The sequence below is a fragment of the Streptomyces sp. S063 genome (assembly GCF_002832675.1).
GTDB classification, from domain to species: domain Bacteria; phylum Actinomycetota; class Actinomycetes; order Streptomycetales; family Streptomycetaceae; genus Streptomyces; species Streptomyces sindenensis.
In genome coordinates this window covers 1,161,288-1,184,139 of the sequence record NZ_CP021707.1, presented here as the reverse complement: position 1 = coordinate 1,184,139, position 22,852 = coordinate 1,161,288, and the positions used below count along the sequence as shown (strand labels likewise).

The 22,852-nt window shown below is 72.2% G+C and carries 23 protein-coding genes and 1 tRNA gene; 13 read left to right on the top strand and 11 right to left on the bottom strand.

The genetic code is table 11. The features are described 5' to 3' along the window. The first annotated feature begins 224 nt into the window (after positions 1-224). Positions 225-1,160 carry an NADP-dependent oxidoreductase gene (locus CCZ36_RS05250; RefSeq protein WP_128817116.1) on the top strand — a complete coding sequence of 312 codons (936 nt, stop codon included), beginning with the start codon at positions 225-227 and terminating at the stop codon, positions 1,158-1,160. Between the two features lie 92 nt (positions 1,161-1,252). On the opposite strand, the gene CCZ36_RS05245 is transcribed toward CCZ36_RS05250, so the two are convergent. From CCZ36_RS05245 to CCZ36_RS05235, 3 genes are all read right to left on the bottom strand, one after another. Beyond that, positions 1,253-1,564 carry a DUF202 domain-containing protein gene (locus tag CCZ36_RS05245; RefSeq protein WP_069738842.1) on the bottom strand — a complete coding sequence of 104 codons (312 nt, stop codon included), beginning with the start codon at positions 1,562-1,564 and terminating at the stop codon, positions 1,253-1,255. Next, complete coding sequence (locus tag CCZ36_RS05240; protein ID WP_128817115.1) at positions 1,561-1,956, bottom strand: YidH family protein; 396 nt, start codon at positions 1,954-1,956, stop codon at positions 1,561-1,563. Before CCZ36_RS05240 ends, CCZ36_RS05245 begins: the two co-directional genes overlap by 4 nt. Before the next feature lie 72 nt (positions 1,957-2,028). After that, complete coding sequence (locus CCZ36_RS05235) at positions 2,029-2,538, bottom strand: NUDIX domain-containing protein (RefSeq protein WP_128817114.1); 510 nt, start codon at positions 2,536-2,538, stop codon at positions 2,029-2,031. Positions 2,539-2,648: 110 nt separating this feature from the next. Between CCZ36_RS05235 and CCZ36_RS05230 the strand changes: the two genes are divergently transcribed. Continuing rightward, a complete protein-coding gene (locus CCZ36_RS05230) occupies positions 2,649-4,304 on the top strand; it encodes an FAD-binding dehydrogenase (protein ID WP_128817113.1) in 1,656 nt (551 codons plus the stop codon). Positions 4,305-4,362: 58 nt separating this feature from the next. On the opposite strand, the gene CCZ36_RS05225 is transcribed toward CCZ36_RS05230, so the two are convergent. Then, positions 4,363-4,788: an ASCH domain-containing protein gene (locus CCZ36_RS05225; protein ID WP_069738838.1), complete on the bottom strand. Its 426-nt coding sequence runs from the start codon at positions 4,786-4,788 to the stop codon at positions 4,363-4,365. 204 nt (positions 4,789-4,992) lie between these two features. Here CCZ36_RS05225 and CCZ36_RS05220 point away from each other — a divergent pair, with 204 nt between their 5' ends. Next, positions 4,993-5,964, top strand: a complete 972-nt coding sequence (locus CCZ36_RS05220; protein ID WP_128817112.1) for a hypothetical protein — start codon at positions 4,993-4,995, stop codon at positions 5,962-5,964. Positions 5,965-6,065: 101 nt separating this feature from the next. Next, positions 6,066-7,637 (top strand): APC family permease, encoded by a 1,572-nt coding sequence (locus CCZ36_RS05215; protein WP_069738836.1) that lies wholly within the window; start codon positions 6,066-6,068, stop codon positions 7,635-7,637. A gap of 109 nt (positions 7,638-7,746) precedes the next feature. Here CCZ36_RS05215 and CCZ36_RS05210 read toward each other — a convergent pair whose 3' ends face one another. Together CCZ36_RS05210 and CCZ36_RS05205 are read right to left on the bottom strand one after the other, a co-directional pair. Next, positions 7,747-9,144, bottom strand: a complete 1,398-nt coding sequence (locus CCZ36_RS05210) for a GntP family permease (RefSeq protein WP_069743913.1) — start codon at positions 9,142-9,144, stop codon at positions 7,747-7,749. 11 nt (positions 9,145-9,155) lie between these two features. Next, positions 9,156-9,683 carry a gluconokinase gene (locus CCZ36_RS05205; protein ID WP_069738834.1) on the bottom strand — a complete coding sequence of 176 codons (528 nt, stop codon included), beginning with the start codon at positions 9,681-9,683 and terminating at the stop codon, positions 9,156-9,158. 132 nt (positions 9,684-9,815) lie between these two features. On the opposite strand from CCZ36_RS05205, the gene CCZ36_RS05200 reads away from it, so the two are divergent. From CCZ36_RS05200 to CCZ36_RS05190, 3 genes are all read left to right on the top strand, one after another. After that, entirely contained in the window at positions 9,816-10,517 is a 702-nt protein-coding gene (locus CCZ36_RS05200; RefSeq protein ID WP_128817111.1) for a FadR/GntR family transcriptional regulator, read from the top strand. 70 nt (positions 10,518-10,587) lie between these two features. Continuing rightward, entirely contained in the window at positions 10,588-11,673 is a 1,086-nt protein-coding gene (locus CCZ36_RS05195; protein ID WP_128817110.1) for an S-(hydroxymethyl)mycothiol dehydrogenase, read from the top strand. Next, positions 11,673-12,302 carry an MBL fold metallo-hydrolase gene (locus CCZ36_RS05190; RefSeq protein WP_069738831.1) on the top strand — a complete coding sequence of 210 codons (630 nt, stop codon included), beginning with the start codon at positions 11,673-11,675 and terminating at the stop codon, positions 12,300-12,302. Before CCZ36_RS05195 ends, CCZ36_RS05190 begins: the two co-directional genes overlap by 1 nt. 12 nt (positions 12,303-12,314) lie before the next feature. Here CCZ36_RS05190 and CCZ36_RS05185 read toward each other — a convergent pair whose 3' ends face one another. Continuing rightward, positions 12,315-13,253 (bottom strand): RluA family pseudouridine synthase, encoded by a 939-nt coding sequence (locus CCZ36_RS05185; protein WP_128817109.1) that lies wholly within the window; start codon positions 13,251-13,253, stop codon positions 12,315-12,317. Between the two features lie 62 nt (positions 13,254-13,315). After that, positions 13,316-13,403: transfer RNA gene (locus CCZ36_RS05180), tRNA-Leu, on the bottom strand. A gap of 182 nt (positions 13,404-13,585) precedes the next feature. Between CCZ36_RS05180 and CCZ36_RS05175 the strand changes: the two genes are divergently transcribed. From CCZ36_RS05175 to CCZ36_RS36540, 3 genes are all read left to right on the top strand, one after another. Further along, the gene (locus CCZ36_RS05175; RefSeq protein WP_069738889.1) at positions 13,586-14,917 is read left to right on the top strand and encodes a M20/M25/M40 family metallo-hydrolase; all 1,332 of its coding nucleotides are present in this window, start codon (positions 13,586-13,588) and stop codon (positions 14,915-14,917) included. Between the two features lie 164 nt (positions 14,918-15,081). Beyond that, positions 15,082-15,315: a chaplin ChpH gene (gene chpH, locus CCZ36_RS05170; RefSeq protein ID WP_006123411.1), complete on the top strand. Its 234-nt coding sequence runs from the start codon at positions 15,082-15,084 to the stop codon at positions 15,313-15,315. Between the two features lie 140 nt (positions 15,316-15,455). Beyond that, positions 15,456-16,268 (top strand): chaplin, encoded by an 813-nt coding sequence (locus tag CCZ36_RS36540; RefSeq protein ID WP_069743909.1) that lies wholly within the window; start codon positions 15,456-15,458, stop codon positions 16,266-16,268. Between the two features lie 70 nt (positions 16,269-16,338). On the opposite strand, the gene CCZ36_RS05160 is transcribed toward CCZ36_RS36540, so the two are convergent. Continuing rightward, positions 16,339-16,527, bottom strand: a complete 189-nt coding sequence (locus tag CCZ36_RS05160; protein WP_006123409.1) for a DUF5703 family protein — start codon at positions 16,525-16,527, stop codon at positions 16,339-16,341. A 47-nt stretch (positions 16,528-16,574) separates the two neighbouring features. Between CCZ36_RS05160 and CCZ36_RS05155 the strand changes: the two genes are divergently transcribed. After that, on the top strand, positions 16,575-17,237 hold the full coding sequence (locus CCZ36_RS05155) for a hypothetical protein (RefSeq protein ID WP_069738828.1): 663 nt from the start codon (positions 16,575-16,577) through the stop codon (positions 17,235-17,237). A 93-nt stretch (positions 17,238-17,330) separates the two neighbouring features. Here the strand turns inward: CCZ36_RS05155 and CCZ36_RS05150 are convergent, their stop codons facing one another. Continuing rightward, positions 17,331-19,628 (bottom strand): helix-hairpin-helix domain-containing protein, encoded by a 2,298-nt coding sequence (locus CCZ36_RS05150; protein ID WP_128817108.1) that lies wholly within the window; start codon positions 19,626-19,628, stop codon positions 17,331-17,333. After that, complete coding sequence (locus CCZ36_RS05145) at positions 19,625-20,608, bottom strand: aldo/keto reductase (protein WP_069738770.1); 984 nt, start codon at positions 20,606-20,608, stop codon at positions 19,625-19,627. The genes CCZ36_RS05150 and CCZ36_RS05145 overlap by 4 nt, the downstream gene beginning before the upstream one ends. Positions 20,609-20,747: 139 nt before the next feature. On the opposite strand from CCZ36_RS05145, the gene CCZ36_RS05140 reads away from it, so the two are divergent. Both CCZ36_RS05140 and CCZ36_RS05135 read left to right on the top strand, forming a co-directional pair. After that, positions 20,748-21,797 (top strand): LLM class F420-dependent oxidoreductase, encoded by a 1,050-nt coding sequence (locus tag CCZ36_RS05140; protein WP_069738771.1) that lies wholly within the window; start codon positions 20,748-20,750, stop codon positions 21,795-21,797. A gap of 258 nt (positions 21,798-22,055) precedes the next feature. Next, positions 22,056-22,844: a ferritin-like domain-containing protein gene (locus CCZ36_RS05135; protein ID WP_128817107.1), complete on the top strand. Its 789-nt coding sequence runs from the start codon at positions 22,056-22,058 to the stop codon at positions 22,842-22,844. Positions 22,845-22,852 lie beyond the last annotated feature (8 nt).

Below are 22,852 nucleotides of genomic sequence, written 5' to 3'. Positions count from 1 at the left end.
GTATGTCGTCCAGTGCCCTTCGGGATCCGGGGCTCGGGAAGTTGTCCGAACCCTGGTGGCGAACCGTATCCTTGAATGCGGTTCATGTATGGATACGGCTCTGGTGAGCGAAGACGTCCGGCTCACTCCGATCCGATCTCAACGGCGTCCCGCGCTGGTGAGGGCGGGGCCACGGGCGTACCACCTGAGTTGCGGCGGCCCTGACCTGCGCGGAAGGTCGAGGGATGAAGGCGATCAGCTACAGCGCGTACGGCTCGGCCGACGTCATGGAGTACGGCGAGCGTCCCGACCCCAAGGTCGGCCCCGACAGCGTCCTGGTGAAGGTGCGGGCGGCAGCGGTGAATCCGGTCGACTGGAAGGCCCGCGAGGGCTACCTCCAAGGCGCCCTCGACGCCGTCTTCCCGGTGATCCCCGGCTGGGACGTCTCCGGGGTCGTCGTACAACCGGGCGTCGCCGTCGACGAGTTCGCGGTGGGCGACGAGGTCATCGGCTACGTACGGGAGGACTTCCTCTCACGCGGTACGTTCGCCGAGTACGTCGCCGCCCCGGTGCGCACCCTCGCCCGCAAGCCCCTGAGCCTCGGCTTCGAGGAGTCGGCGGGGCTGCCGCTGGCCGGGCTCACCGCGTACCAGGTGCTGCACCGCACCCTGAAGATCCGCGAGGGCGACACCGTCCTGGTCCACGCGGCGGCCGGCGGCGTCGGGTCGCTCGCCGTCCAGATCGCCCGGCACGCCGGCTGCCGGGTCGTCGGCACCGCGAGCCCCCGCAACCACGAGCACCTGCGGAGCCTGGGCGCGGAGCCGGTGGAGTACGGCGAGGGCCTCGTCGAACGACTGCGGGACCTGGTTCCCGAGGGCTTCGACGCCTCCTTCGACACGGTGGGCGGCGACGCCCTGAGGGCCTCCGCCGAGACCCTCGCCCCGGGCGGTCGGCTCGCCTCCATCGCGGACGACGAGGTCTTCTCCTACGGCGGCCGCTACGCGTTCGTGCGCCCCGACGCGGCGGACCTGGCCCAGGTCGCGGAGCTGGCCGAGCGGGGCATCGTCACCGTCCACGTGGACCGGGTGTTCCCGCTGGAGGAGGCCGCCGAGGCGTACCGGCTGAACCAGGAGGGGCGGACGCGCGGCAAGATCGTGGTCACGGTGGACTGGGACGCGTAGCCGCGTCGCTCGGCCGGTTTCGGAGCGGCATCCCGCTGCGGACACCGCCCGGGCCTCGGAGCGGCATCGCCGCCGCGGGCACCGCCCGAGCCTCAGAACAGCATCGCCGCCGCACAAACCGCCAGCGCCACCGTGCACAACGCCGCCGTCAGCGCCCCGCGCGGCGCGAACTGCTCGGGCCGCGCCACTCCCAGCACGCTCACCCTGCGGTGGGCGACCATCAGGAACCCCAGCCAGGCCAGCGCGCTCAGAGCCACCCCGACCAGCGCCGCCGGGGTCGCCCCGCTGTGCAGCGCCTGCCGCCCCGCGAGCAGCCCGACCACCGTGGCGGTCAGCGTCGTGCGCCGCCAGGCCAGCCGCGTCCGCTCCGGCTGCAACCCCGGATCCCGGTCCGACGCCGTCACACGCCCTCCCAGCCGAAGAGGACCACCGCCACCATCGCCACGGCGACGACGGCGACCACCAGACTCAGCAGGGTCGGGAACCGGGACACCGGCAGGTCCTCGCCCCGTCGCATCGCCCGCTCGCACCGCACCCAGTGGTTGACCGCCCGCAGCGCGCAGAGCACCCCGGCGGCCAGCAGCCCGAGCGCGAGCCCGGCCCGGACGCCCCACACCAGGTCCGGCAGGAACTGGTCGGCGGCGAAACCGCCGCCGATCAGGGCCAGAGCCGTCCGGATCCAGGCGAGGAACGTCCGCTCGTTGGCCAGCGAGAACCGGTAGTCGGGGGTGTCCCCCTCCTCCCGGATCCGCTGCGGCGCGAACCACAGCCGTACACTCCGCGCGATCTTGTTCACACGGCAAACCCTAGGGGTGTCTCGCCGATCGGGCCGTGCGCGCGGGCCCCCGTCGGCGAGCCCGGTCCCGGATCAGCCCGCCCTGAGCTCCCGCAGCCGCCGGTACGCCTCCAGGCCGTCGGGCACCCAGGGCCACTCGCCCAGCCGCCGCGCCAGCTCGGCGTCGTCCAGGAACGCGTGCCAGGCGACCTCCTCCACCTGGGGCGAGACCGGCAGCTCGCACCGCACCTGATAGACGGCCGACCACCAGGTGTGCTCACCGTCGGCGTAGAGGAACCGGAACAGCGGTTCGGGCCGCGGCAGCCCCGAGACGCCCAGCTCCTCCTCCGCCTCGCGCAGCGCCGCCTCCTCGTACGACTCGCCCGCACCGACGACCCCGCCGACGAACATGTCGTAGTGCGAGGGGAAGACCAGCTTCGTGGCCGTACGCCGATGGACGAAGATCCGCCCCTCCGCGTCCCGCGCCTCGATGAACACGCACCGGTGCCGCAGCCCGCGCGCGGTCGCCTCGCCGCGCGGGGCCTGCCCGATGACCTCGTCGTTCTCGTCGACGATGTCCAGAATCTCGTCAGAAGGCGTCATGCGTTTCATCCAACAGCAGCCGGACGGTTGACGTGGCAGCGGCCGGTATCCAAGATCTGACGCACGGGTAACTTGTCGCCCGCCCGCCCCTCCCCGACAGGATGGAACCCATGGCGTACGACGCTGATGTGATCGTGATCGGGGCAGGACTCGCCGGGCTCGTGGCCACCGCCGAACTGGTCGACGCCGGCCGTTCCGTGATCCTCCTCGACCAGGAGCCCGAGCAGTCCATCGGCGGCCAGGCGCACTGGTCCTTCGGCGGGCTCTTCCTCGTGGACTCGCCCGAACAGCGCCGGATGCGGATCAAGGACAGCCGGGAACTGGCCCTCCAGGACTGGTTCGGCACGGCCGGCTTCGACCGCGAGGAGGACCGCCGGCCGCGCGAGTGGGCCGAGGCGTACGTCGATTTCGCCGCCGGTGAGAAGCGTTCCTGGCTGCACCAGCAGGGGCTGCGGATCTTCCCGGTCGTCGGCTGGGCGGAGCGCGGCGGCTACGACGCGACCGGCCACGGAAACTCCGTACCCCGCTTCCACATCACCTGGGGCACCGGCCCCGGTGTCGTCGCCCCCTTCGAACGCCGCGTCCGTGAGGGCGTCGCCAAGGGGCTCGTCCAGCTGCGGTTCCGCCACCGGGTCACCGGCCTCGCCCGCACGGCCGGGGCGCTCGACACGGTCACCGGCGAGATCCTGGAGCCGAGCGGGGCGGAGCGCGGCACTGCCAGCAGCCGTGAGGTCACGGCCCCCTTCGAGCTGAAGGCCCAGGCGGTGATCGTCACCTCCGGCGGCATCGGCGGCAACCACGACCTGGTCCGCGCCCAGTGGCCCGAGCGGCTCGGCACCCCGCCCGCGAAGATGCTCTCCGGCGTCCCCGCCCACGTCGACGGCCTGATGCTCGGCATCGCCGAGAAGGCGGGCGCGCACCACATCAACCGCGACCGGATGTGGCACTACACCGAGGGCATCGAGAACTGGAACCCGATCTGGTCCCGACACGGCATCCGGATCCTGCCCGGCCCCTCGTCCCTCTGGCTCGACGCACGAGGCAAGCGGCTGCCGGTCCCGCTCTTCCCCGGTTTCGACACGCTCGGCACCCTCGAACACATCATGGGCTCGGGCCACGGCTACACCTGGTTCGTGCTCAACCAGCGCATCATCGGCAAGGAGTTCGCCCTCTCCGGCTCCGAGCAGAACCCGGACCTGACCGGGAAGTCCGTCCGCGACGTGATCGGCCGGGCCCGGGCGGACGTGCCCGCACCGGTGAAGGCGTTCATGGACCACGGGGCGGACTTCGTCGTGGAGAAGGATCTCGACGCCCTGGTCCGGGGCATGAACGCGGTGACGGGCGACGGCCTGATCGACGCGGCCGAGCTGCGCCGCGAGATCACCGCCCGCGACCGCGAGATCGCCAACCCGTTCACCAAGGACCTCCAGGTCACCGCGATCCACGGGGCCCGCGCCTACCTGGGCGACCGCCTCATCCGCACCGCGAAGCCGCACCGGATCCTGGACCCGGCGGCGGGCCCGCTGATCGCCGTCCGCCTCAACATCCTCACCCGCAAGTCCCTGGGCGGCCTGGAGACGGACCTGTCCTCCCGTGTCCTGACCGCCGAGGGCGCTCCGCTCCCCGGCCTGTACGCGGCGGGCGAGGCGGCGGGCTTCGGCGGCGGCGGAGTCCACGGCTACCGCTCCCTGGAGGGCACGTTCCTGGGCGGCTGCATCTTCTCGGGCCGAGCGGCGGGCAGGGCAGCGGCCGACGCAGTCACCTGAGCGCGTTTCGAGCCCCTCGGGCGACGGAGGAGCGGGGTCCGGGGTGAAGCCCCGGCAGTCACCCCCACCGCTCCACCACCCGAAACCGCTCCGCGACGATCATGGTCCCGTCGTCCACCGTGAACGACGGGTCCCCCAACGCCTCCCGCATCTCCTCGCTGTGCCAGAACCGCTCGTGCCCCGCCCGCCACTCCGCCACCGACGTGTACCCCTCACCCTCGTCCAGCGCGTGCCGCAGATCGACGGCCCCCAGTGGCAGCACCCGTACCTCGGTCACCTCGACCACCGCGACCTCCCGGCCGTCCGAGTCGATCAGCGCGGAGCGTTCCCCGACCGGAGGCAACTCCTCCTGCTCCAGCTCGTACTCGCAGAGCAGGCCGGTGGTGGACACCTTCTCGCCGGAGAGGACCGCCGCCACCAACCGGTCGCGCAACGGCCCGGGGAAGGCGAGAAGGAAGGGGGCGAGGGGTTCACGAGGCTCCATGCACGCAGTGTGTCAGGCGTCACCTCCGCCCCGCCCGTCCCACCCGCACGCTGCGCCGATACCGCCGACGGTTCGACCAGATCCAGCCAACTGGCCGAGAAGCCCGAGCTGTTGCCGGAGGGTGCCCCTTGACGTGGGGCGTGGCCTGCCGGTTTGCTGTGCGCGATCATCCGCTCGCACACCGCATCGAAGGAAGCCCGCGGCATGCCCCCGCCCCCGCCGCCCCTGGGTCGCTCCCGTCGCCGGGGCAGCCGCTCGGACCACGTCTTCGACCCGGCTCTCGACGACGGCGAACTCCGCGCCGTACGCAGTCAGTTCGCCCAGGGAAGATGGTCCGAGGCGCGCACGCTGCTGGTGGCCACCGGGCAGGACTGGGACCGCCGCGGACATCGCGTACTCGCCCTCGCCGAGACCTCGTCCGCCGAGGACTGGGCCGGTGACTGGCTGCTCGTCGAACCCGAGAGCGCCGACGCGGCCGTCCTCCTCGCCTGCGCCCGGGTCGTGCGTGCCCTGCGGCCCAAGGTCAGGGCGAACGAGGCCGCCCGCGCCCGGGAGGCCTGCCTGGCCGCCGCCCGCCTCACCCCCGACGACCCCACCCCCTGGCTCGCGCTGCTCCTCCTGGACCGGAGCCGCGACGACGGCGCGGACGAGACCGGCAGGCTCTTCGAGGAGGTGCGCTCCCGTCACCCCGACCACCACCACGCCCACCATGTGATGACCGGGCTGCTGGCCGAGAGCAGCCCCGAGAGCGGCCACGATCCGCTCCACGAGGTGTACGACTTCGCCGCCTGGGCCGCCGAACTGGCCCCCGCCGACTCCCCGCTGGCCGTCCTCCCGGTCGTCGCCCACGCCGAGCGCTACCGCGTCCTGGTCGCCGCCGGCATCGAGCCCGACGACCCGGCGCGCTCCGAGCACTGGTCCGGCCGCCGGGCCCGCCAGGTGATGAAGGCCGCCTTCGACTGGTGGCTGGAGTGGGAGCGCGACGACCACCCGCGCCACCGCCTCGACCTGAACTTCCTCGCGCACGCCAAGGTCTGCGAGGGCCGGCCCGCCGAGGCCGCCGCCCTCTTCCACCGCATCGGCGCCTACGCCACCCCCGCGCCCTGGTCGTACTCGGGCCGGGACCCCCACGCGGCGTTCACGGCCGCGCGCGCCTACGCACTCGGCACCCCGTGAGGCACGCGTCACCGCGCGGAGCGCAGTACGCGACACAGCGCACAACGCGGCACGAAGGGCACCACCCCACCAGGACCCACCAGAAAGGGACCCATCCCGCCATGTCGACCGGCAGTTCATTTTCCAGCGAGACCGGCACCACCAGGGGGACGGCCGATACCGGCGGGATCAACACGTACAAGGGCGAGGAACGCGCCCTGCGCGCCGACCGGCTCGGCACCCCCGGCCTCCTGCTCTCGGTGGTCGCTGCCAGCGCCCCTCTGATGGTGGTGGCCGGGGTGATGCCCACGGTCTTCGGCGTCATGGGCATCGTCGGCCAGCCGCTGCTCTACATCATCCTGGGCGTGGTCCTGATGCTGTTCGGCGTCGGTTACGCGGAGATGAGCCGGCATGTCCACAACGCCGGGGCGTTCTACGCGTACATCGCCCGGGGGCTCGGCCCGACCGCCGGCGCCGGGGCGTCGCTCGTGGCACTGGTGGCGTACAGCGCGATGCAGGTCGGCATCTACGGGATCCTCGGCTTCGAGGTCTCCGGCATCTTCGCCACGTACCTCGACATCGAGCTGGCGTGGTGGATACCGGCCCTGGTGTCGGCGGCCGTCGTCGGCGTCCTCGGCTGGCTGAAGATCGACCTCAACGCCAAGGTGCTCGGCGTCCTGCTGGTCATCGAGTGCGCCCTCGTCGTGATCTTCGACATCGCCGCCGTGAGCAAGCCGGGCCCCGAGGGGCTGTCGCTGCACGCCTTCAACCCCGAGACCCTCGCCGGCGCCGGGCTCGGCACCGCGCTCTGCTTCTGCGTCGCCGCGTTCGTCGGCTTCGAGCAGGCCCCGGTGTACGCGGAGGAGACCAGCCGTCCGCAGATCGTGGTCTCCCGCGTGATGTTTCTCGCGGTCGGCTACGCGGCACTGTTCCTGGCCATCAGCTCCTGGGCCCTGACCGTGGCCGCCGGGCCCGGCTTCATCGCCGACACCTCCCTCAAGGAGGGCCCCGGCATGCTGTTCGGCCTCACCGAGGAGCGGCTCGGCTCCACCTTCACCGACGTGCTGCACATCCTCTTCGTCACCGGGATGTTCGCGGCGCTCCTCAGCTTCCACAACGTCGTGGCCCGCTACGCGTTCGCGATGGGCCGCGAGGGCCTGCTGCCCGCCGGCTTCGGCCGGACCAACCGGGCGAGCGGCGCCCCCGGCACCGGTTCGCTGCTCCAGTCCGCTGTCTCCCTCGTGATCATCGCGGCGTTCGCGTTCACCGACGACAACCCGGTCGGCGACCCCACCGCTCCCGTCCTGCGGCTGTTCACCTGGATGGGCAACGTCGGCGCGCTCGGCGTCATCCTGCTGATGGCCGCCGCCTCCTTCGCCGTCATCGCCTTCTTCGTCAAGCGCGGCGCGGGCCGTGCGCAGGCCCCGCGCCTGGTCGCCTCCGCCCTCGCCGGACTGGCGCTCCTGACGATCGCCGTCTTCACCGTCCGCGACTTCGGCGTCCTCGTCGGCTCCGGACCCGGCTCGGCCCTCACCTGGCTGCTGCCCGGCGTGATCATCCTCGCGCTCGTCGGCGGCCTGGTGTACGGGGCGGTGCTGCGCTCGGTCAAGCCCGGGGTGCATGCCCGGATCGGCCTCGGCAACGAGGCGTTCCAGCTGGAGAAGGCGGCCGAGAGCGAGTCGGCCCGCCGCTGACATCCCCGTACAGAAACCGCACGTACGCGAAACGCACGTACGCGAAACGCCCGCCCCGGTGACGTACCGGGGCGGGCGTTCGTCCGTTCTTCGTGCCGTACGGAACCGGCTACAGCAACAGCGACAGCAGCAGGATGAACGCCATGGCCACCACGGAGATGATCGTCTCCATCACGGACCAGGTCTTCACCGTCTGCCCGACGTTCATGCCGAAGTACTCCTTCACCAGCCAGAACCCGGCGTCGTTCACATGGCTGAAGAAGAGCGAACCGGCGCCGACGGCCAGCACCAGCAGCGCGGCGTGCGAGGTCGACATGTCGGCGGCCAGCGGGGCGACCAGACCGGCGGCCGAGATCGTCGCGACCGTGGCCGAGCCGGTGGCGAGGCGGATCGCGACGGCGATCAGCCAGCCCAGCAGCAGGGCGGGGATCGACCAGTTCTCGGAGAAGTCCAGGATCATCTGGCCCACCCCGGCGTCGATCAGCGTCTGCTTGAAGCCGCCGCCCGCGCCGACGATGAGCAGGATCCCGGCGATCGGGGCGAGGGACTTCTCCACAGTGCCGGCCAGCCGGTCCTTGGTGAACCCGGCGGCCCGGCCGAGCGTGAACATCCCGACCAGGACGGCCGCGAGCAGGGCGATCAGCGGCGAACCGATGACCATGGTGACCTTCTGGAGGCCGTTGTCCGGGTTGTCGACCACGATCTCGACGAGCGCGTTCAGCAGCATCAGGACGACCGGCAGCAGGATCGTCGCGAGGGTCGCGCCGAAGCTCGGACGGCGGTCCAGCTCCTCCGAGGGACGCTGCGGGATCATGTTCTCCGGCGGCTTGATGTCCACCCAGCGCGCGGCGTAACGGGAGAAGACCGGACCGGCGATGATCACCGTCGGGATGGCGACCAGCACACCGAGCGCCAGCGTCACACCGAGGTTGGCGTCCAGGGCGTCGATCGCGACCAGCGGCCCGGGGTGCGGCGGGATCAGCCCGTGCATCACCGAGAGCCCGGCGAGGGCGGGGATACCGATCCGCATCAGGGAGTAGTTGCCGCGCTTGGCGACGAGCAGCACGACCGGGATCATCAGCACGATCCCGACCTCGAAGAACAGCGGCAGCCCGATGATCGAGGCGATCAGGACCATCGCCCAGGGCATCGCCCGGCCGCTCGCCTTCGCCAGGATGGTGTCGACGACCTGATCGGCCCCGCCGGAGTCGGCGAGCAGCTTGCCGAGGATCGCGCCGAGCGCGATCAGGACGCCCACGCCCGCGACAGTCGAGCCGAGGCCCGCGGTGAAACTGGCGATCGTGTCGGCCGGGGCGGCTCCGGCGAAGGAGCCGAGCGCCAGCGAACCGATGGTCAGCGCCAGGAACGCGTGCATCTTGAGCTTGGTGATGAGGAGAACGATGACGGCGATGCCCGCCAGGACGGCGATGCCCAACTGAGCGTTGCCTGCCGAGGTGATCGGTTCGGCGGCGTCCGCTGCCAGCATCTCGACGCTGAGACTGGTCACGGTGATGGTCCTTAACTGTCGAGCCGGCGCAGCGCGGCGACGGCTCGCTGGGTGATTTCCTCGGGGGTGCCGGACACGTCGACACTCACCCCGGCCTCGTCGGCCTGGAGCGGCTGCAACGTCGCGAACTGCGAGTCGAGGAGCGCGGTGGGCATGAAGTGACCCTTGCGGTCCGCCATCCGCTCCTCGATCAGCGTCCGGTCACCGGTCAGGTGCAGGAAGAGGGCATCCGGCGCCCCGTTCCGCAGCCGGTCCCGGTAGACCCGCTTGAGCGCGGAGCTGGAGACGACCCCGCCGAGCCCCGCACGCCCGTGCGCCCACTCGCCGATGGCATCGAGCCAGGGCCACCGGTCGTCGTCGTCCAGGGGGGTGCCGGCCGACATCTTGGCGATGTTCGCCGGGGGATGAAAATCGTCGCCCTCGGCATACGGAACGCCGAGTTCGGCGGCGAGCAGGGGGCCGATCGTGGTCTTGCCGGTTCCTGCTACGCCCATCACCACGACGACGTGGGGGGTGCTCGTGCGGGGTGCGGTGTTCATGGGGGTGTCTCGCTGTCTTCTTCGACATCGGTCCGTCGCGCTACTGAAACCTATTAGGTACGACTTATTCAAGAGCCTGTGACGTAAACGTCGTACTTATTGTTGCGGTGGTCCGCCCCGTAGGCTTGACCCATGACCACACAGAGCCAGGGGCTGCATACACATGTGCTGGACGCCCTGGGTCTGGAGATCTCCTCCGGCCAGTGCCCGCCCGGCAGCGTCCTGCGCACCGACGAGCTGGCCCAGCGCTTCGACGTCTCCCGGACGGTGATCCGCGAAGTGATCCGGGTCCTGGAATCGATGCACCTGGTCGAGTCCCGCCGCCGCGTCGGTGTGACGGTCCGCCCCACCGAGACGTGGAACGTGTACGACCCCCAGGTCATCCGCTGGCGCCTGGCCGGCGCCGACCGCCCCCGCCAGCTGCGCTCCCTCACCGTGCTGCGCTCCGCGATCGAACCGGTCGCGGCGTCCCTCGCCGCCCGCCACGCCACCGCCGAGCAGTGCGCCGAGCTCACCGAACGCGCCCTCGGCATGGTCGCCACCTCGCGCGGCCACCAACTGGAGGGCTACCTCGAACACGACATCGCCTTCCACCGGATCGTCCTCAATGCCTCCGGCAACGAGATGTTCGCCCGCCTCGGGGACGTCGTCGCCGAGGTCCTCGCGGGCCGCACCCACCACCAGGTGATGTTCGAGGACCCCGACCCGGCCGCCGTCACCCTGCACGTCCGGCTCGCCGAGGCGGTCCGCGAGGGGGACCCGGAGGCCGCCGAGCGGATCACCAAGGACATCGCGGTGGGCGCCCTGCACGAACTGGACGTCCTCGCTCCGTAGCCAGCCCGCCAAGGCGTACGGTGGTCCGCGATCGATCTTCGCGAAGCGCGGGAGCAGGGAGAGCAGGGTTATGGCACAGCAGGTCCAAGCGGTCATCGCACCGGGCAGGAACGAGCCGGTCAGGGTCGAGACGATCGTGATCCCGGACCCCGGTCCCGGCGAGGCCGTCGTGAAGATCCAGGCGTGCGGCGTCTGCCACACCGACCTGCACTACAAGCAGGGCGGCATCAACGACGAGTTCCCCTTCCTGCTCGGCCACGAGGCCGCCGGTGTCGTGGAGTCGGTCGGCGAGGGCGTCACGGACGTCGCCCCCGGCGACTTCGTCATCCTCAACTGGCGTGCCGTGTGCGGCCAGTGCCGTGCCTGCCTGCGCGGCCGCCCCTGGTACTGCTTCAACACCCACAACGCGAAGCAGAAGATGACGCTGCTCGACGGCACCGAGCTGTCGCCCGCCCTCGGCATCGGTGCGTTCGCCGAGAAGACCCTCGTCGCCTCCGGCCAGTGCACCAAGGTCGACCCCGAGGTCGCCCCGGAGGTCGCCGGACTCCTCGGCTGCGGCGTCATGGCGGGCATCGGCGCCGCTATCAACACCGGCCAGGTCGGCCGGGGCGACTCGGTCGCCGTCATCGGCTGCGGCGGCGTCGGAGACGCGGCCGTCGCCGGAGCCCGCCTCGCCGGCGCGGCGAAGATCATCGCGGTCGACATCGACGACCGCAAGCTGGAGACGGCGAAGAAGATGGGCGCCACCCACACCGTCAACTCCCGCACCACCGACCCCGTAGAGGCGATCCGCGCCCTCACCGACGGCCATGGCGCCGACGTCGTCATCGAGGCCGTCGGCCGTCCGGAGACCTACGAACAGGCCTTCTACGCGCGCGATCTCGCCGGAACGGTCGTCCTCGTCGGCGTCCCCACCCCCGACATGAAGCTCGAACTGCCGCTCCTGGACGTCTTCGGCCGCGGCGGCTCCCTCAAGTCCTCCTGGTACGGCGACTGCCTGCCCTCCCGCGACTTCCCGATGCTCGTCGATCTCCACCAGCAGGGCCGCATCGACCTCGCCGCCTTCGTCACCGAGACCATCGGACTCGGCGACATCGAGCAGGCCTTCGCCCGTATGCACGACGGCGACGTCCTCCGCTCGGTGGTGGTCTTCTGATGACCGCCCGCATCGACCACCTGGTCACCTCCGGCACCTTCGCCCTCGACGGCGGCGAGTGGGATGTCGACAACAACGTCTGGATCGTCGGCGACGACACCGAGGCGATCGTCATCGACGCCGCCCATGACGCCGCCGCCATCGAGACCGCGCTCGCCGGCCGTACGCTGCGCGCCATCGTCTGCACCCACGCGCACAACGACCACATCGACGCCGCCCCGGCCCTCGCGGACGCCACCGGCGCCCCGGTCCTGCTCCACCCGGACGATCTCCCGCTCTGGCAGCAGACCCACCCCGACCGCGCCCCCGACGGCGCCCTCACCGACGGCCAGGAAATCACCGTGGCGGGCACCACGCTGACGGTCCTGCACACCCCGGGCCACGCCCCCGGCGCGGTCTGCCTGTACGCCCCCGAGCTGGGTGTCGTCTTCACCGGCGACACCCTCTTCCAGGGCGGGCCCGGCGCCACCGGCCGGTCCTTCTCGTCGTTCCCCACCATCATTGACTCGATCCGGGACCGGCTGCTCGCCCTCCCCGGCGACACGGCGGTCCGCACCGGCCACGGCGACCCCACCACCATCGGCGCGGAGGCCCCGCAGCTCGACGAGTGGATCAAGCGCGGCCACTGACCGCCGTGTACGTCACCCCTCCGGCCAGGCGGAGAGCCGCAGCGCACTCGCGAAGCGACGCGGCTCCCCGCCGACCGGATCGGTGAACTCCAGCACCCGCGCCAGCAGCTGCAACGGCCGCGAGAAGTCATCCGCGGAAGCCTCCGCGGCCACCACCGGATACAGCGGATCGTGGACGATCGGCAGCCCCAGGGCGTTCATATGGACCCGCAGCTGATGCGTCCGCCCGGTGGCGGGCGCCAGCCGATAGCGCCCCAGCGCACCGCGGTGCTCCACCAGCTCCACGTAACTCTCACTGTTCGCCTCGCCCGGCTCCTCCCGGGCGGCGAGCACCCCGCGCTCCTTGACGATCCGGCTGCGTACGGTCCGGGGGAGCGCCACCGAGGGATCGTACGGGGCCACCGCCTCGTACTCCTTTCGCACCCGCCGGTCCCGGAACAGCGTCTGGTACGCGCCCCGGTCCTCCGGGCGCACCACGAACAGCACCAGCCCCGCCGTCAGCCGGTCCAGCCGGTGCGCGGGCTGAAGGGTAGGCAGCTCCAGCTCCCGCCGCAGCCGGGCCACGGCGGTCTCGGTGATGTGCCGACCCCGGGGCATCGTCGCCAGGAAGTGTGGCTTGTCCGCGACCACGATCCGCTCGTCCCGGTACACCACCCCGACCCGGAAAGGCACCGGCACCTCGGCCGCGAAGTCCCGGTGGAACCAGAGATACCGCCCGGCGGCGTACGGCTCCGAGCCCCGCACGGCGACCCCGTCGGCCCCCACGAACCGCCCGGCGTCCAGCATCCCGGCGACCCGGTCCGCCCCGATCGCCCCACCGAACCGGTCGGCCAGATGCTCCCCGACGGAGGCCCACCGCCCCTCGGGATCCTCCGGAAGCCGCACCCGTACGGCATCGATCCCGTCCCGCTGGGGAAGAGGGGAGACGGGCGGCTTCCTGCGACCCCGCATCCCCGCCCCTCTCCGTGATCGCCCGGTGACGCAAAAGAGCCCCACCGAAGTGGGGCTCCTGCTGGTGTCCGAGGGGGGACTTGAACCCCCACGCCCGATAAAGGGCACTAGCACCTCAAGCTAGCGCGTCTGCCATTCCGCCACCCGGACAAGGTGTCTGTCTTGCGGGCCGTGCCCGTTCCGACGTGGAAAACCATAGCAAACATTCAGGGGTGCTCGATCACGCCCGGGGGCTGTGAACGGTGCGTGACGGGGGGTGTGCGGCCTTGGGCGTACGCCGTGGGCGCGGGAGGATGAGGAGGAGCACCACAGCGACAGTGGAGGGAACCAGCGTGAGCGAGAGCAGCACGGGCAAGGCCGGCACCGGCAAGGCCGAGCAGGAGGTCGTCGACCTCTGTCGGGACCTGATCCGGATCGACACCAGCAACTACGGCGACCACTCGGGCCCCGGCGAGCGGCTCGCCGCCGAGTACGTCGCGGAGAAGCTCGCGGAGGTCGGGCTGGAGCCGCAGATCTTCGAGTCGCACAAGGGGCGGGCCTCCACCGTCGCCCGGATCGAGGGCGAGGACCCCTCCCGCCCGGCGCTCCTCATCCACGGGCACACCGACGTCGTCCCGGCCAACGCGGCGGACTGGACGCACGACCCGTTCTCCGGGGAGATCGCGGACGGCTGCGTCTGGGGCCGGGGCGCGGTCGACATGAAGGACATGGACGCGATGACCCTCGCGGTCGTCCGCGAGCGGATGCGCAGCGGCCGCAAGCCCCCGCGCGACATCGTGCTCGCCTTCCTGGCCGACGAGGAGGCGGGCGGCACGTACGGGGCCCGCTATCTCGTCGACAACCACCCGGGCCTCTTCGAGGGCGTCACCGAGGCGATCAGCGAGGTCGGCGGCTTCTCCTTCACCGTCAACGAGAACCTGCGGCTGTATCTGGTGGAGACCGCCCAGAAGGGCATGCACTGGATGAAGCTGACCGTGGACGGCACCGCCGGACACGGCTCGATGATCCACAGGGACAACGCCATCACCGAGCTGTCCGAGGCGGTCGGGCGGCTGGGCCGGCACAAGTTCCCGGTGCGGGTCACCAAGACCCTGCGGCACTTCCTGGACGAGCTCTCCGACGCGCTCGGCACCGAGCTGGACCCGGAGAACATGGACGAGACGCTCGCCAAGCTCGGCGGCATCGCCAAGCTCATCGGCGCCTCCCTGCAGAACACCGCCAACCCCACCCAGCTCGGCGCCGGCTACAAGGTCAACGTCATCCCGGGCCAGGCGACCGCCCATGTCGACGGCCGGTACCTGCCGGGGTACGAGGAGGAGTTCCTCGCCGACCTGGACCGGATCCTCGGCCCCAACGTCCGGCGCGAGGACGTGCACGCGGACAAGGCCCTGGAGACCACGTTCGACGGGGCGCTGGTCGACGCCATGCAGACCGCGCTGGTCGCCGAGGACCCGATCGCCCGGGCCGTGCCGTACATGCTCTCGGCCGGCACCGACGCGAAGTCCTTCGACGACCTGGGCATCCGGGGCTTCGGCTTCGCCCCGCTGAAGCTGCCGCCCGAGCTGGACTTCGCCGGGATGTTCCACGGCGTCGACGAGCGGGTCCCGGTCGACGGGCTCCAGTTCGGCGTGCGGGTGCTCGACCGCTTCATCGACCACTCCTGACCGGTCCATGACCGATTCATAGTCGGATCACCGTTGATTCGGCCACCTGTGCGGACATGTCCGAACGGGTGAAACGAGCCGTTCACACGTAGCCCCGCGAATTCCCCCTCGTTACAAGGTTTGCGGTCCGCGGCTGGGACCGCATTTTCCAACTAGGAGGAATCATGATCAAGAAGGTCGTCGCAGTTGCGGCTGCCACCGGTGGCCTCGTTCTCGCGGGTGCGGGCATGGCTTCCGCCGACGCGGGCGCCCAGGGTGCGGCCATCGGCAGCCCCGGCGTGCTCTCCGGCAACGTCGTCCAGGTTCCGGTCCACGTGCCGGTCAACGTGTGCGGCAACACGGTCTCCGTGATCGGTCTGCTGAACCCCGCCTTCGGCAACACCTGCGTCAACGCCTGATCGTTGAACGTCAACCCGTAAGGGTTTGAGCTCGACCGGTCCCGGAGTGCACCCCATGCACTCCGGGACCGTTCGGCATTCGGCTCCCGCACGGTCATGTCCGGGGGTTTTTCGGAAGCCAGAAGGCAGGAAACGAACCTATGCGACAGGTCACTCGTAAAGGCCTGATCACCATGGCGGCTGCGGGCGGAGTGCTCGCGCTGAGCGGTGGATACGCCCACGCCGACTCCGGAGCGGCGAGCACCGCCTCCGGCTCCCCGGGCGTGCTGTCCGGCAACTCGGTCCAGGTACCGATCGAGATCCCGGTCAACGTCTGCGGAAACTCCGTCAGCGTCGGCGGACTGCTCAACCCCGCCAGTGGAAACGACTGCGGAAACGGATCAGCAGGATCCGACCGGTCCGCGCAGTCCGACCGATCGGCGTCCGACCGGTCCGGCGGCGCCCAGGACCGCTCGGTCCCCGGCGGCTCCGGGAACGGCGCCCAGGCCGGCGACACCACGGCCTCGGACCGCACGTCCGAGCCCGGCACGGGCCGCCACCGGGCCCCGGACGGCGGCGCCACCGCGGAAGGGACCGCCCAGGGATCGCCCGGCATCCTCTCCGGCAACTCGATCCAGGCGCCGATCGACATCCCCGTGAACCTCTGCGGGAACAGCGTCACCATCGGCGGACTGCTCAACCCCGTCTTCGGCAACAGCTGCTCCAACGACGCCGAGGTTCCGCCCCCGCCGCCCGAGCAGCCGGAGAAGCCCCCGGTCACCCCGGAGAAGCCGGTCGACCCGCCGGTCGTCGAGCCGCCCGAGCCGAACGCCCCCGAGACCCGGAACGTTCCCCGCGAGCAGCTCGCACAGACCGGTGGTGACGGGCTCGGACTGCTCATCCCGGCCGGCGCCGGACTGCTCTTCGCCGGAGCCGGATCGGTGCTCTACCGCCGCTCGCGCAGCGCCGCCTGATCCGGGCGCGCCCAGCACGGCGCACAACGCGAAAGAGAGCGGGCCCCGCCACCGCGGGGCCCGCTCCATGTCACCAGGTCGCCCGCAGCTGACGGATGATCCGCCGGCGCAGCCGCACCCTGCGGCTCCCATCCCTGCGGAGCGTCAGGCGGTCCAGCTCCCAGTGTCCGTACTCGGCGTGGTCGGTCAGGAGTCGGGCCGCATCCTTACGGGAGACCCCGCGCGGCACGTACACGTCGATGAATTCGTATTCCGGCATCGCATCTATTGTGCGGGCAGAGCCCCGCTACGGATAGCGTCTGCACTATGTCTGATGCTGCGCAGCCCACCGCTGCCGAGGTACGTGCCGCCGCCGAAGCGGTCAAAGCCGCGATCGACCGTCACCTCGACGCGGTCGAACGCCGTACCGGAGACGACGACCCCGCCGTCTACGACGCGTTCAACGCCCTGGCCGCTGCCGCCGAGGTCTACGACGAACTCCTCTACGACCGCTACGACGAAGTCACCCCCTTCGAGATCCCCGGCGCGGACGACTCGCTGCCGCCCTACGCCGGTCCCGCGGAGCCCAGCGCGCTGAGTGTCCTGATCCGCCGCGACTACGTGGTCGCGGAGCCACCGCGCCTCCTCGCCCAGGCCCAGCGCCTCGCCGACGTCGACGCCGGTCCGGGCGCCGAGGACACGACCCCGGTCGTCGGCACCAGCGTCCACGCCGCGCTCGGCGTGCTCTTCGGCGAGTACGAACCCGACGAGATCGCCTCCCGGCACAAGGAGTTCGGCCTGGAGGAGGGGGACTCCACCCTCTGGGTCTCGGCCGGGGAAGCGGCACCCGAGCCCGGGGAGTGGCTCGGCGCCCCCTTCGAGGACGCCGACCCCGAACGGGTGGTCTGCCGCTTCGACGTCAGCGCGGTCTTCGACGAGGAGGACGACGCGGACGAGGACTTCGCCGGCCCGGCGGTGCACGGCGCCTGACGCTTGTCCCGCACCGCTCTTCGCACCGGACGTGACGGTGGGCCCCGGCGCGCATCGCGCCGGGGCCCACCCCTCGCCCGGGCCGTGGGCCTCCTAAGAAGCCGCGTCCGAGGTCGGGAGCGCTTCGAGCAGGGGGCGCAGCCGCGTCGTCCGCTCCTGGGCCGGGACCTCGGCCACCGCGCGGGGGAGCGCCTGGTCCACCCCGTGCACCACGGACAGATGCCGCTCGCCGCGTCCGAACGCGGTGTACACCCACGGCCGGCTCAGCCCCTGGGCAGCGTCGCCCGGCAGCACGACCACCGCGGCGGGCCAGCGCATCCCGGCCGCCTGGTGGGCGCTGAGGGCCCAGCCGTGCCGCACCGACGACTCCACCCGTTCCTGCGGTACGACGACGGGGACGCCCCCGCAGTCCAGATGCAGCCCCTCGGCGTCGGCCGAGCGCACCACTCCGGGCACCGCACGGCCGGGCGCGGGCACATGGACCACCCGGTCGCCCGGGTCGAAACCGCCGAACCGGCCCGGCCCCGGGTTGAGCCGCTGCTTCAGCGCCTCGTTCAGCGCCCTGGTCCCGGCGGCCCCGCCGTGGCCCACCGTGATCACCTGGGTCTCGTCGGCGGGGATGGAGAAGGCCCGGGGCACCGAGTCGGCGACCAGTTGCACGGTGCGGTGGACGGCCTCGCCCGCGTCCCGGACGGGGACGATCACCACCTCCTTGCCCGGAGCGGCGACCTGGTTCAGCTCGCCGATGCCGATGCCGGAGACCAGCTCGCCGATCGGCCCGGGGTCCGGGGTGCGGGAGACGACCTGCGGGCAGGTGCGGGCGGCCAGCACATCGGCGAACACCCGCCCGGCGCCCGCCGAGCCCAGCACACCCGGGTCACCGCTCAGCACCAGCCGGGCGCCGTCGGCCAGCGCCTCGACGAGGACCGCCGCGCTCTCGACGTCCAGCTGCGGGGCGTCCAGCACGACCAGCAGGTCCAGGGCGAGCGCCCCCTCCTCGTCCCGGCCGGGGCCCTGGGCGCCGGACAGCAGACCGGCCAGCGTGACCGCCGTGTCCGGGTCGCCGGTGGCCGCCGCGAGCCGCCGCCGCCCGTCCTCGCTGTGGGTCGCGCCGATGGCCCGCAGCCCCAGGCCCCGCGCCGCGGCGATCAGCGCGGCGGGCTCGGCCCGCGCGGCCTCACCGCCGCTGTGCGCGACCAGCCCGGCGGCGGCGGTCGTGCGGATCAGCTCGGCGGCCGACGGGCTCGGGGCGGCGGCAGCGGCCTCCGCCCAGTCGGCGGCCTTCTCGCAGGCGTTGACCAGCCGGGCCAGGCCGTCGGCGAGACTCTCCTCGGCCAAGGCGTAGCGGTCGAGGCCCAGCAGCATGCGGACCGGCTCCCGGGGCGTATCGGCGTCCGGTGCGAGGCCGTCCTCATCCGCCGTTCCGTCCTGCTCCGGCTCCTCGTCCTGCCCCTCCTGGAAGAGCAGCGCGACGCCTTCCTCGACGGCCTCGCGCACGGCCGCGTCCGGGTCGCTCACCGCACGCTCGGCGAGCGCCGCCCGGACGGCGTCGGCGGCCAGAGCGGTGTGGCCCTGGAGGGCGGCGCGTTCCAGCACCCAGCCGACCAGGGCCGCCGTCCGGCGGCTGTCGTCCGGGCCGCAGTCGGCGCCCAGCAGGGCCCGGGCGAAGCCGTCGGCCTGTTCCGGCCGCACACCCGGCACGGCCAGCAGCTGCCAGGGGTCGGTGCGCAGCAGCTCGGCCGCCTGCTCGCCCAGCGCGCCGACGGCCGGGCGGGCCAGTGCCTCGGGGGCCCCGCCCGCCACGAGCACCGCGCGCACCGCGTCCAGGGCCTCCGGCGAGGCTGCCTGCGGGGTGCGGACAGGGGAGGCCTCGGGCGCGGGGGTCCGGGGCGGCGGTGCGGCGGCGGCCGGGGCGGACGGCCGGGGGGCCGGGGCGGGCGACGCGAAGAACGCGGAGCCCGCCTTCTCACCGCTCTCCACCGCCCGGACGGCCGCGAGCAGATCGGCGGCCGTGCCGCTCAGCCCCGCACCGGCGGCGATGGGCGCGTCCTTCGCCGCCTTGCGCTGCTCGATCCGCTCGCGCAGCTCGCGCTGGGCGGCCAGCTCGGCCTGCGCCTCGGAGAGCTCGGGCGCGGGAGACGCGGAATCGGCGTCGGTGCTCGGGGGGTCGACTGCCCCGGCCCCAGCGCTCGGGGAGTCGGCAGTCCCGGCCTTGTCGGCGGCCCCGGTCGGCGCCTCGGCGCCCTCGGGCGTTTCGGCGACCGCCGCGGGTGTTTCGGGCGTTTCGGCGTCCGCCGCGGGCTCCTGGGCCCCGGTGTCCGGCGGGGACACGGTGTCCTGCGGGGTGTCCGTGCCGCCGGTGCCGGGGGTCTCCCCGGGAAGCGCAGTCACAGCGTGCTCCAGTCCTGATCGGGATAGCGGTGCACGGGCGCCGACACATCGTCGAGCGCCTGGCAGATCTCGTAGGGAAGACTAAGGGCCTCCACCGACAAAGCCTCCGTGAGCTGCCCGGCGTTGCGCGCACCGAGGATCGGCGCGGCCACTCCCGGCCGGTCCCGGACCCAGGCGAGCGCCACCTGGAGCGGGCTGGTCGCCAGGCCGTCCGCCGCCGTCGCCACCGCGTCCACGACCCGGGCCGCCGCGTCGTCGAGATACGGCTCGACGAACGGGGCCAGCCGTTCGGACGCGCCCCGCGAGTCGGAGGGGGTGCCCTGGCGGTACTTGCCGGTGAGCACGCCGCGCCCCAGTGGGGAGGACGGCAGCAGCCCGATCCCGAGGTCCAGCGCGGCGGGCAGCACCTCGCGCTCGATGCCCCGCTGGAGCAGCGAGTACTCCATCTGCGTACTGGCCAGCCGCGTGCGCACCCCGGGAGCGGCGAGCTGCCAGGTGGCGGCCTTCGCCAGCTGCCAGCCGCAGAAGTTCGACACGCCCGCGTAGCGCACACGGCCCGAGGAGACGGCCAGGTCTACCGCCTGCAGGGTCTCCTCCAGCGGGGTCGCCGTATCGAAGGCGTGGACCTGCCACAGGTCCACGTAATCCGTGCCGAGCCGTTCCAGGGACGCGTCCAGGGCGGCCAGCAGATGCCCGCGCGAGCCGTTGACGCGGCGGTAGGGGTCGGGGACGTTTCCGGCCTTCGTGGCGATGACCAGATCCTCGCGCGGGACGAGGCTGCCCACGAGCCGCCCGAGCAGGTACTCCGCCTCGCCGCCGCCGTACACATCGGCGGTGTCCACCAGAGTGCCGCCCGCGTCCCAGAAGGCCTTCAGCTGGTCGGCGGCGTCGTGCTCGTCCGTGTCCCGGCCCCAGGTGAGGGTGCCGAGCCCGATCCGGGACACGCGAAGGCCGGTACGGCCGAGATGCCTCTGCTCCATGGGCGCTGAGATTACTGGCCATGGCCCCACGGGGTGCAGGGGCTGTGGACAAGCCGAGGCCCGCCGGGCCTGCCGGATCGCCGCCGCCCGCGCTAGAGTCCGGAGAAAGGGACGTTACTGATCAGTAAGGGGAGCGGCTATGCGGCTCGGCATCAATCTCGGTTACTGGGGCGCCGGCATGGACGGCGACAACCTCGCCGTCGCGCAGGAGGCCGACCGGCTCGGCTACGACGTCTGCTGGGCGGCCGAGGCGTACGGCTCCGACGCCCCGACCGTGCTGACCTGGGTCGCGGCCCAGACCGAGTCGATCGACGTCGGCTCCGCCATCATGCAGATCCCGGCCCGGCAGCCCACCATGACGGCGATGACCGCCGCCACCCTCGACTCGCTCTCCGGCGGCCGTTTCCGGCTCGGCCTCGGCGTCTCGGGCCCGCAGGTCTCCGAGGGCTGGTACGGAGTGAAGTTCGACAAGCCGCTGGCCCGCACCCGCGAGTACGTGGAGATCGTCCGCAAGGCGATGACCCGCGAGCGCGTGAGTTACGAGGGCGCGCACTGGACGCTGCCGCTCCCCGGCGGCCCGGGCAAGCCGATCAAGCTCACCGTGCACCCCCAGCGCGAGCACATCCCGCTCTACATCGCCGCGATCGGCCCCAAGAACCTGGAGCAGACCGGCGAGATCGCCGACGGCGCCCTGCTGATCTTCCCCTCCGCCGAGCACCTGGAGGAGACCGCGATCCAGCCGCTGCGCGCCGGCCGCGAGAAGGCGGGCAGGACCATGGAGGGCTTCGACGTCAGCCCGACGCTGCCGCTGGCCGTCGGCGACGACGTCAACGGCCTCGCCGACATGTTCCGCCCGTACACGGCCCTGTACGTCGGCGGGATGGGCAGCCGGAAGCAGAACTTCTACAACCAGCTCGCCCAGCGGATGGGGTACGAGAAGGAGGCCGCCGAGATCCAGGACAAGTACCTGGACGGGGACAAGGCCGGGGCCGCCGCCGCCGTGCCGCACCAGCTGATCGACCAGACCGCGCTGCTCGGCCCCGTCGAGCGGATCGCCGACCGCATGCAGGCCTACGCCGCTGCCGGGGTCACCACGCTCAACCTCGCCCCGGCCGGCTTCACCCTTCAGGAGCGGCTCACCGCCCTGCGCGCCGGCACGGACGCCCTGGAGCGCTCCGGACTCGCGTAAACGCCCGCGGGCAGCACTACGGCCGTGGTGGGGCTCGGGGGTCTTCCCCGCCACGGCCGTCAGCAGGATCAACGCGCCACCCGCCCAGGGGTTACGCCGCCCCGGCGCGCGTGCCGGCCGTCGGTGGCCCGGCCGCCGCCGTGCGCGGTGTGTGACCGCTCCGGTTGCCGACCGCCCGGTAGCGCCTTTGACTCGTTCTGCGGACTACCGATCCGCGGGTCTGGGCTCCGCGGAAAAACGGGTACGGAGGTGGCCCTCATGCTCTCTGCGCAGACCCTGTTCCAGGAGATCCTGGACAACGACGAGTCCTACCGGCTCTTCTGTTCCATCGCCGCGAGCGGCGAGGCCCAGGGCGGCTGGGAGAACGCCCGCATCGCCGCCCTCGTCCCGGAGGGCCGCCGTGAGCTGGCCCCCAGGATCGTCCGGCACGGCGCCGACGAGGACAAGCACGGCCGGATCTTCAACGCCCTTCTCAAGAAGCGCGGACTGCAGCCCGTCGAGGTCCCCCCGGAGACCGACTACACGATGCTCCTGGAGCAGCAGGGCATCGGCCTCGCGCACTCCCGGCTGCGCGGCGAGGAGCGGCTCACCGAGCGCGACATCATCACCTATCTGGCCCACAGCCGGATCACCGAGCAGCGCGCCTCCGAGCAGATGCAGTTGCTGCGCCGGCACTTCGCCGACCACCCCGACATCGGCCGCGCGGTGAAGATGATCTCCAACGACGAGGACAACCACCTCGCCTACTGCCACGAGGAACTGCTCGCCCTCGCCCGCGAGGGGCACGGCCGCACGATCCAGCGGATCATGCGCGAGTGCGCCCTGGCCGAGATCCGCGTCTACCGCGACGTCAGCCTCGCCGTGATGGCCGCCATGGGCCGCATCCTCGGCTGGTCCCGCCCCAGGGCCGCCGTCCTCGCCGCGGGCATCCACGCGGTGTACGCGTACGAGCGCCTCGTCGGCTGGCGGCGCATGGTGACCCTGGAGATGCCGGAGCGGCGCAACGCGCTGGGCAGCCCCGCGGTACCCGAGCACGCATACGCCTGAGCCCCGGC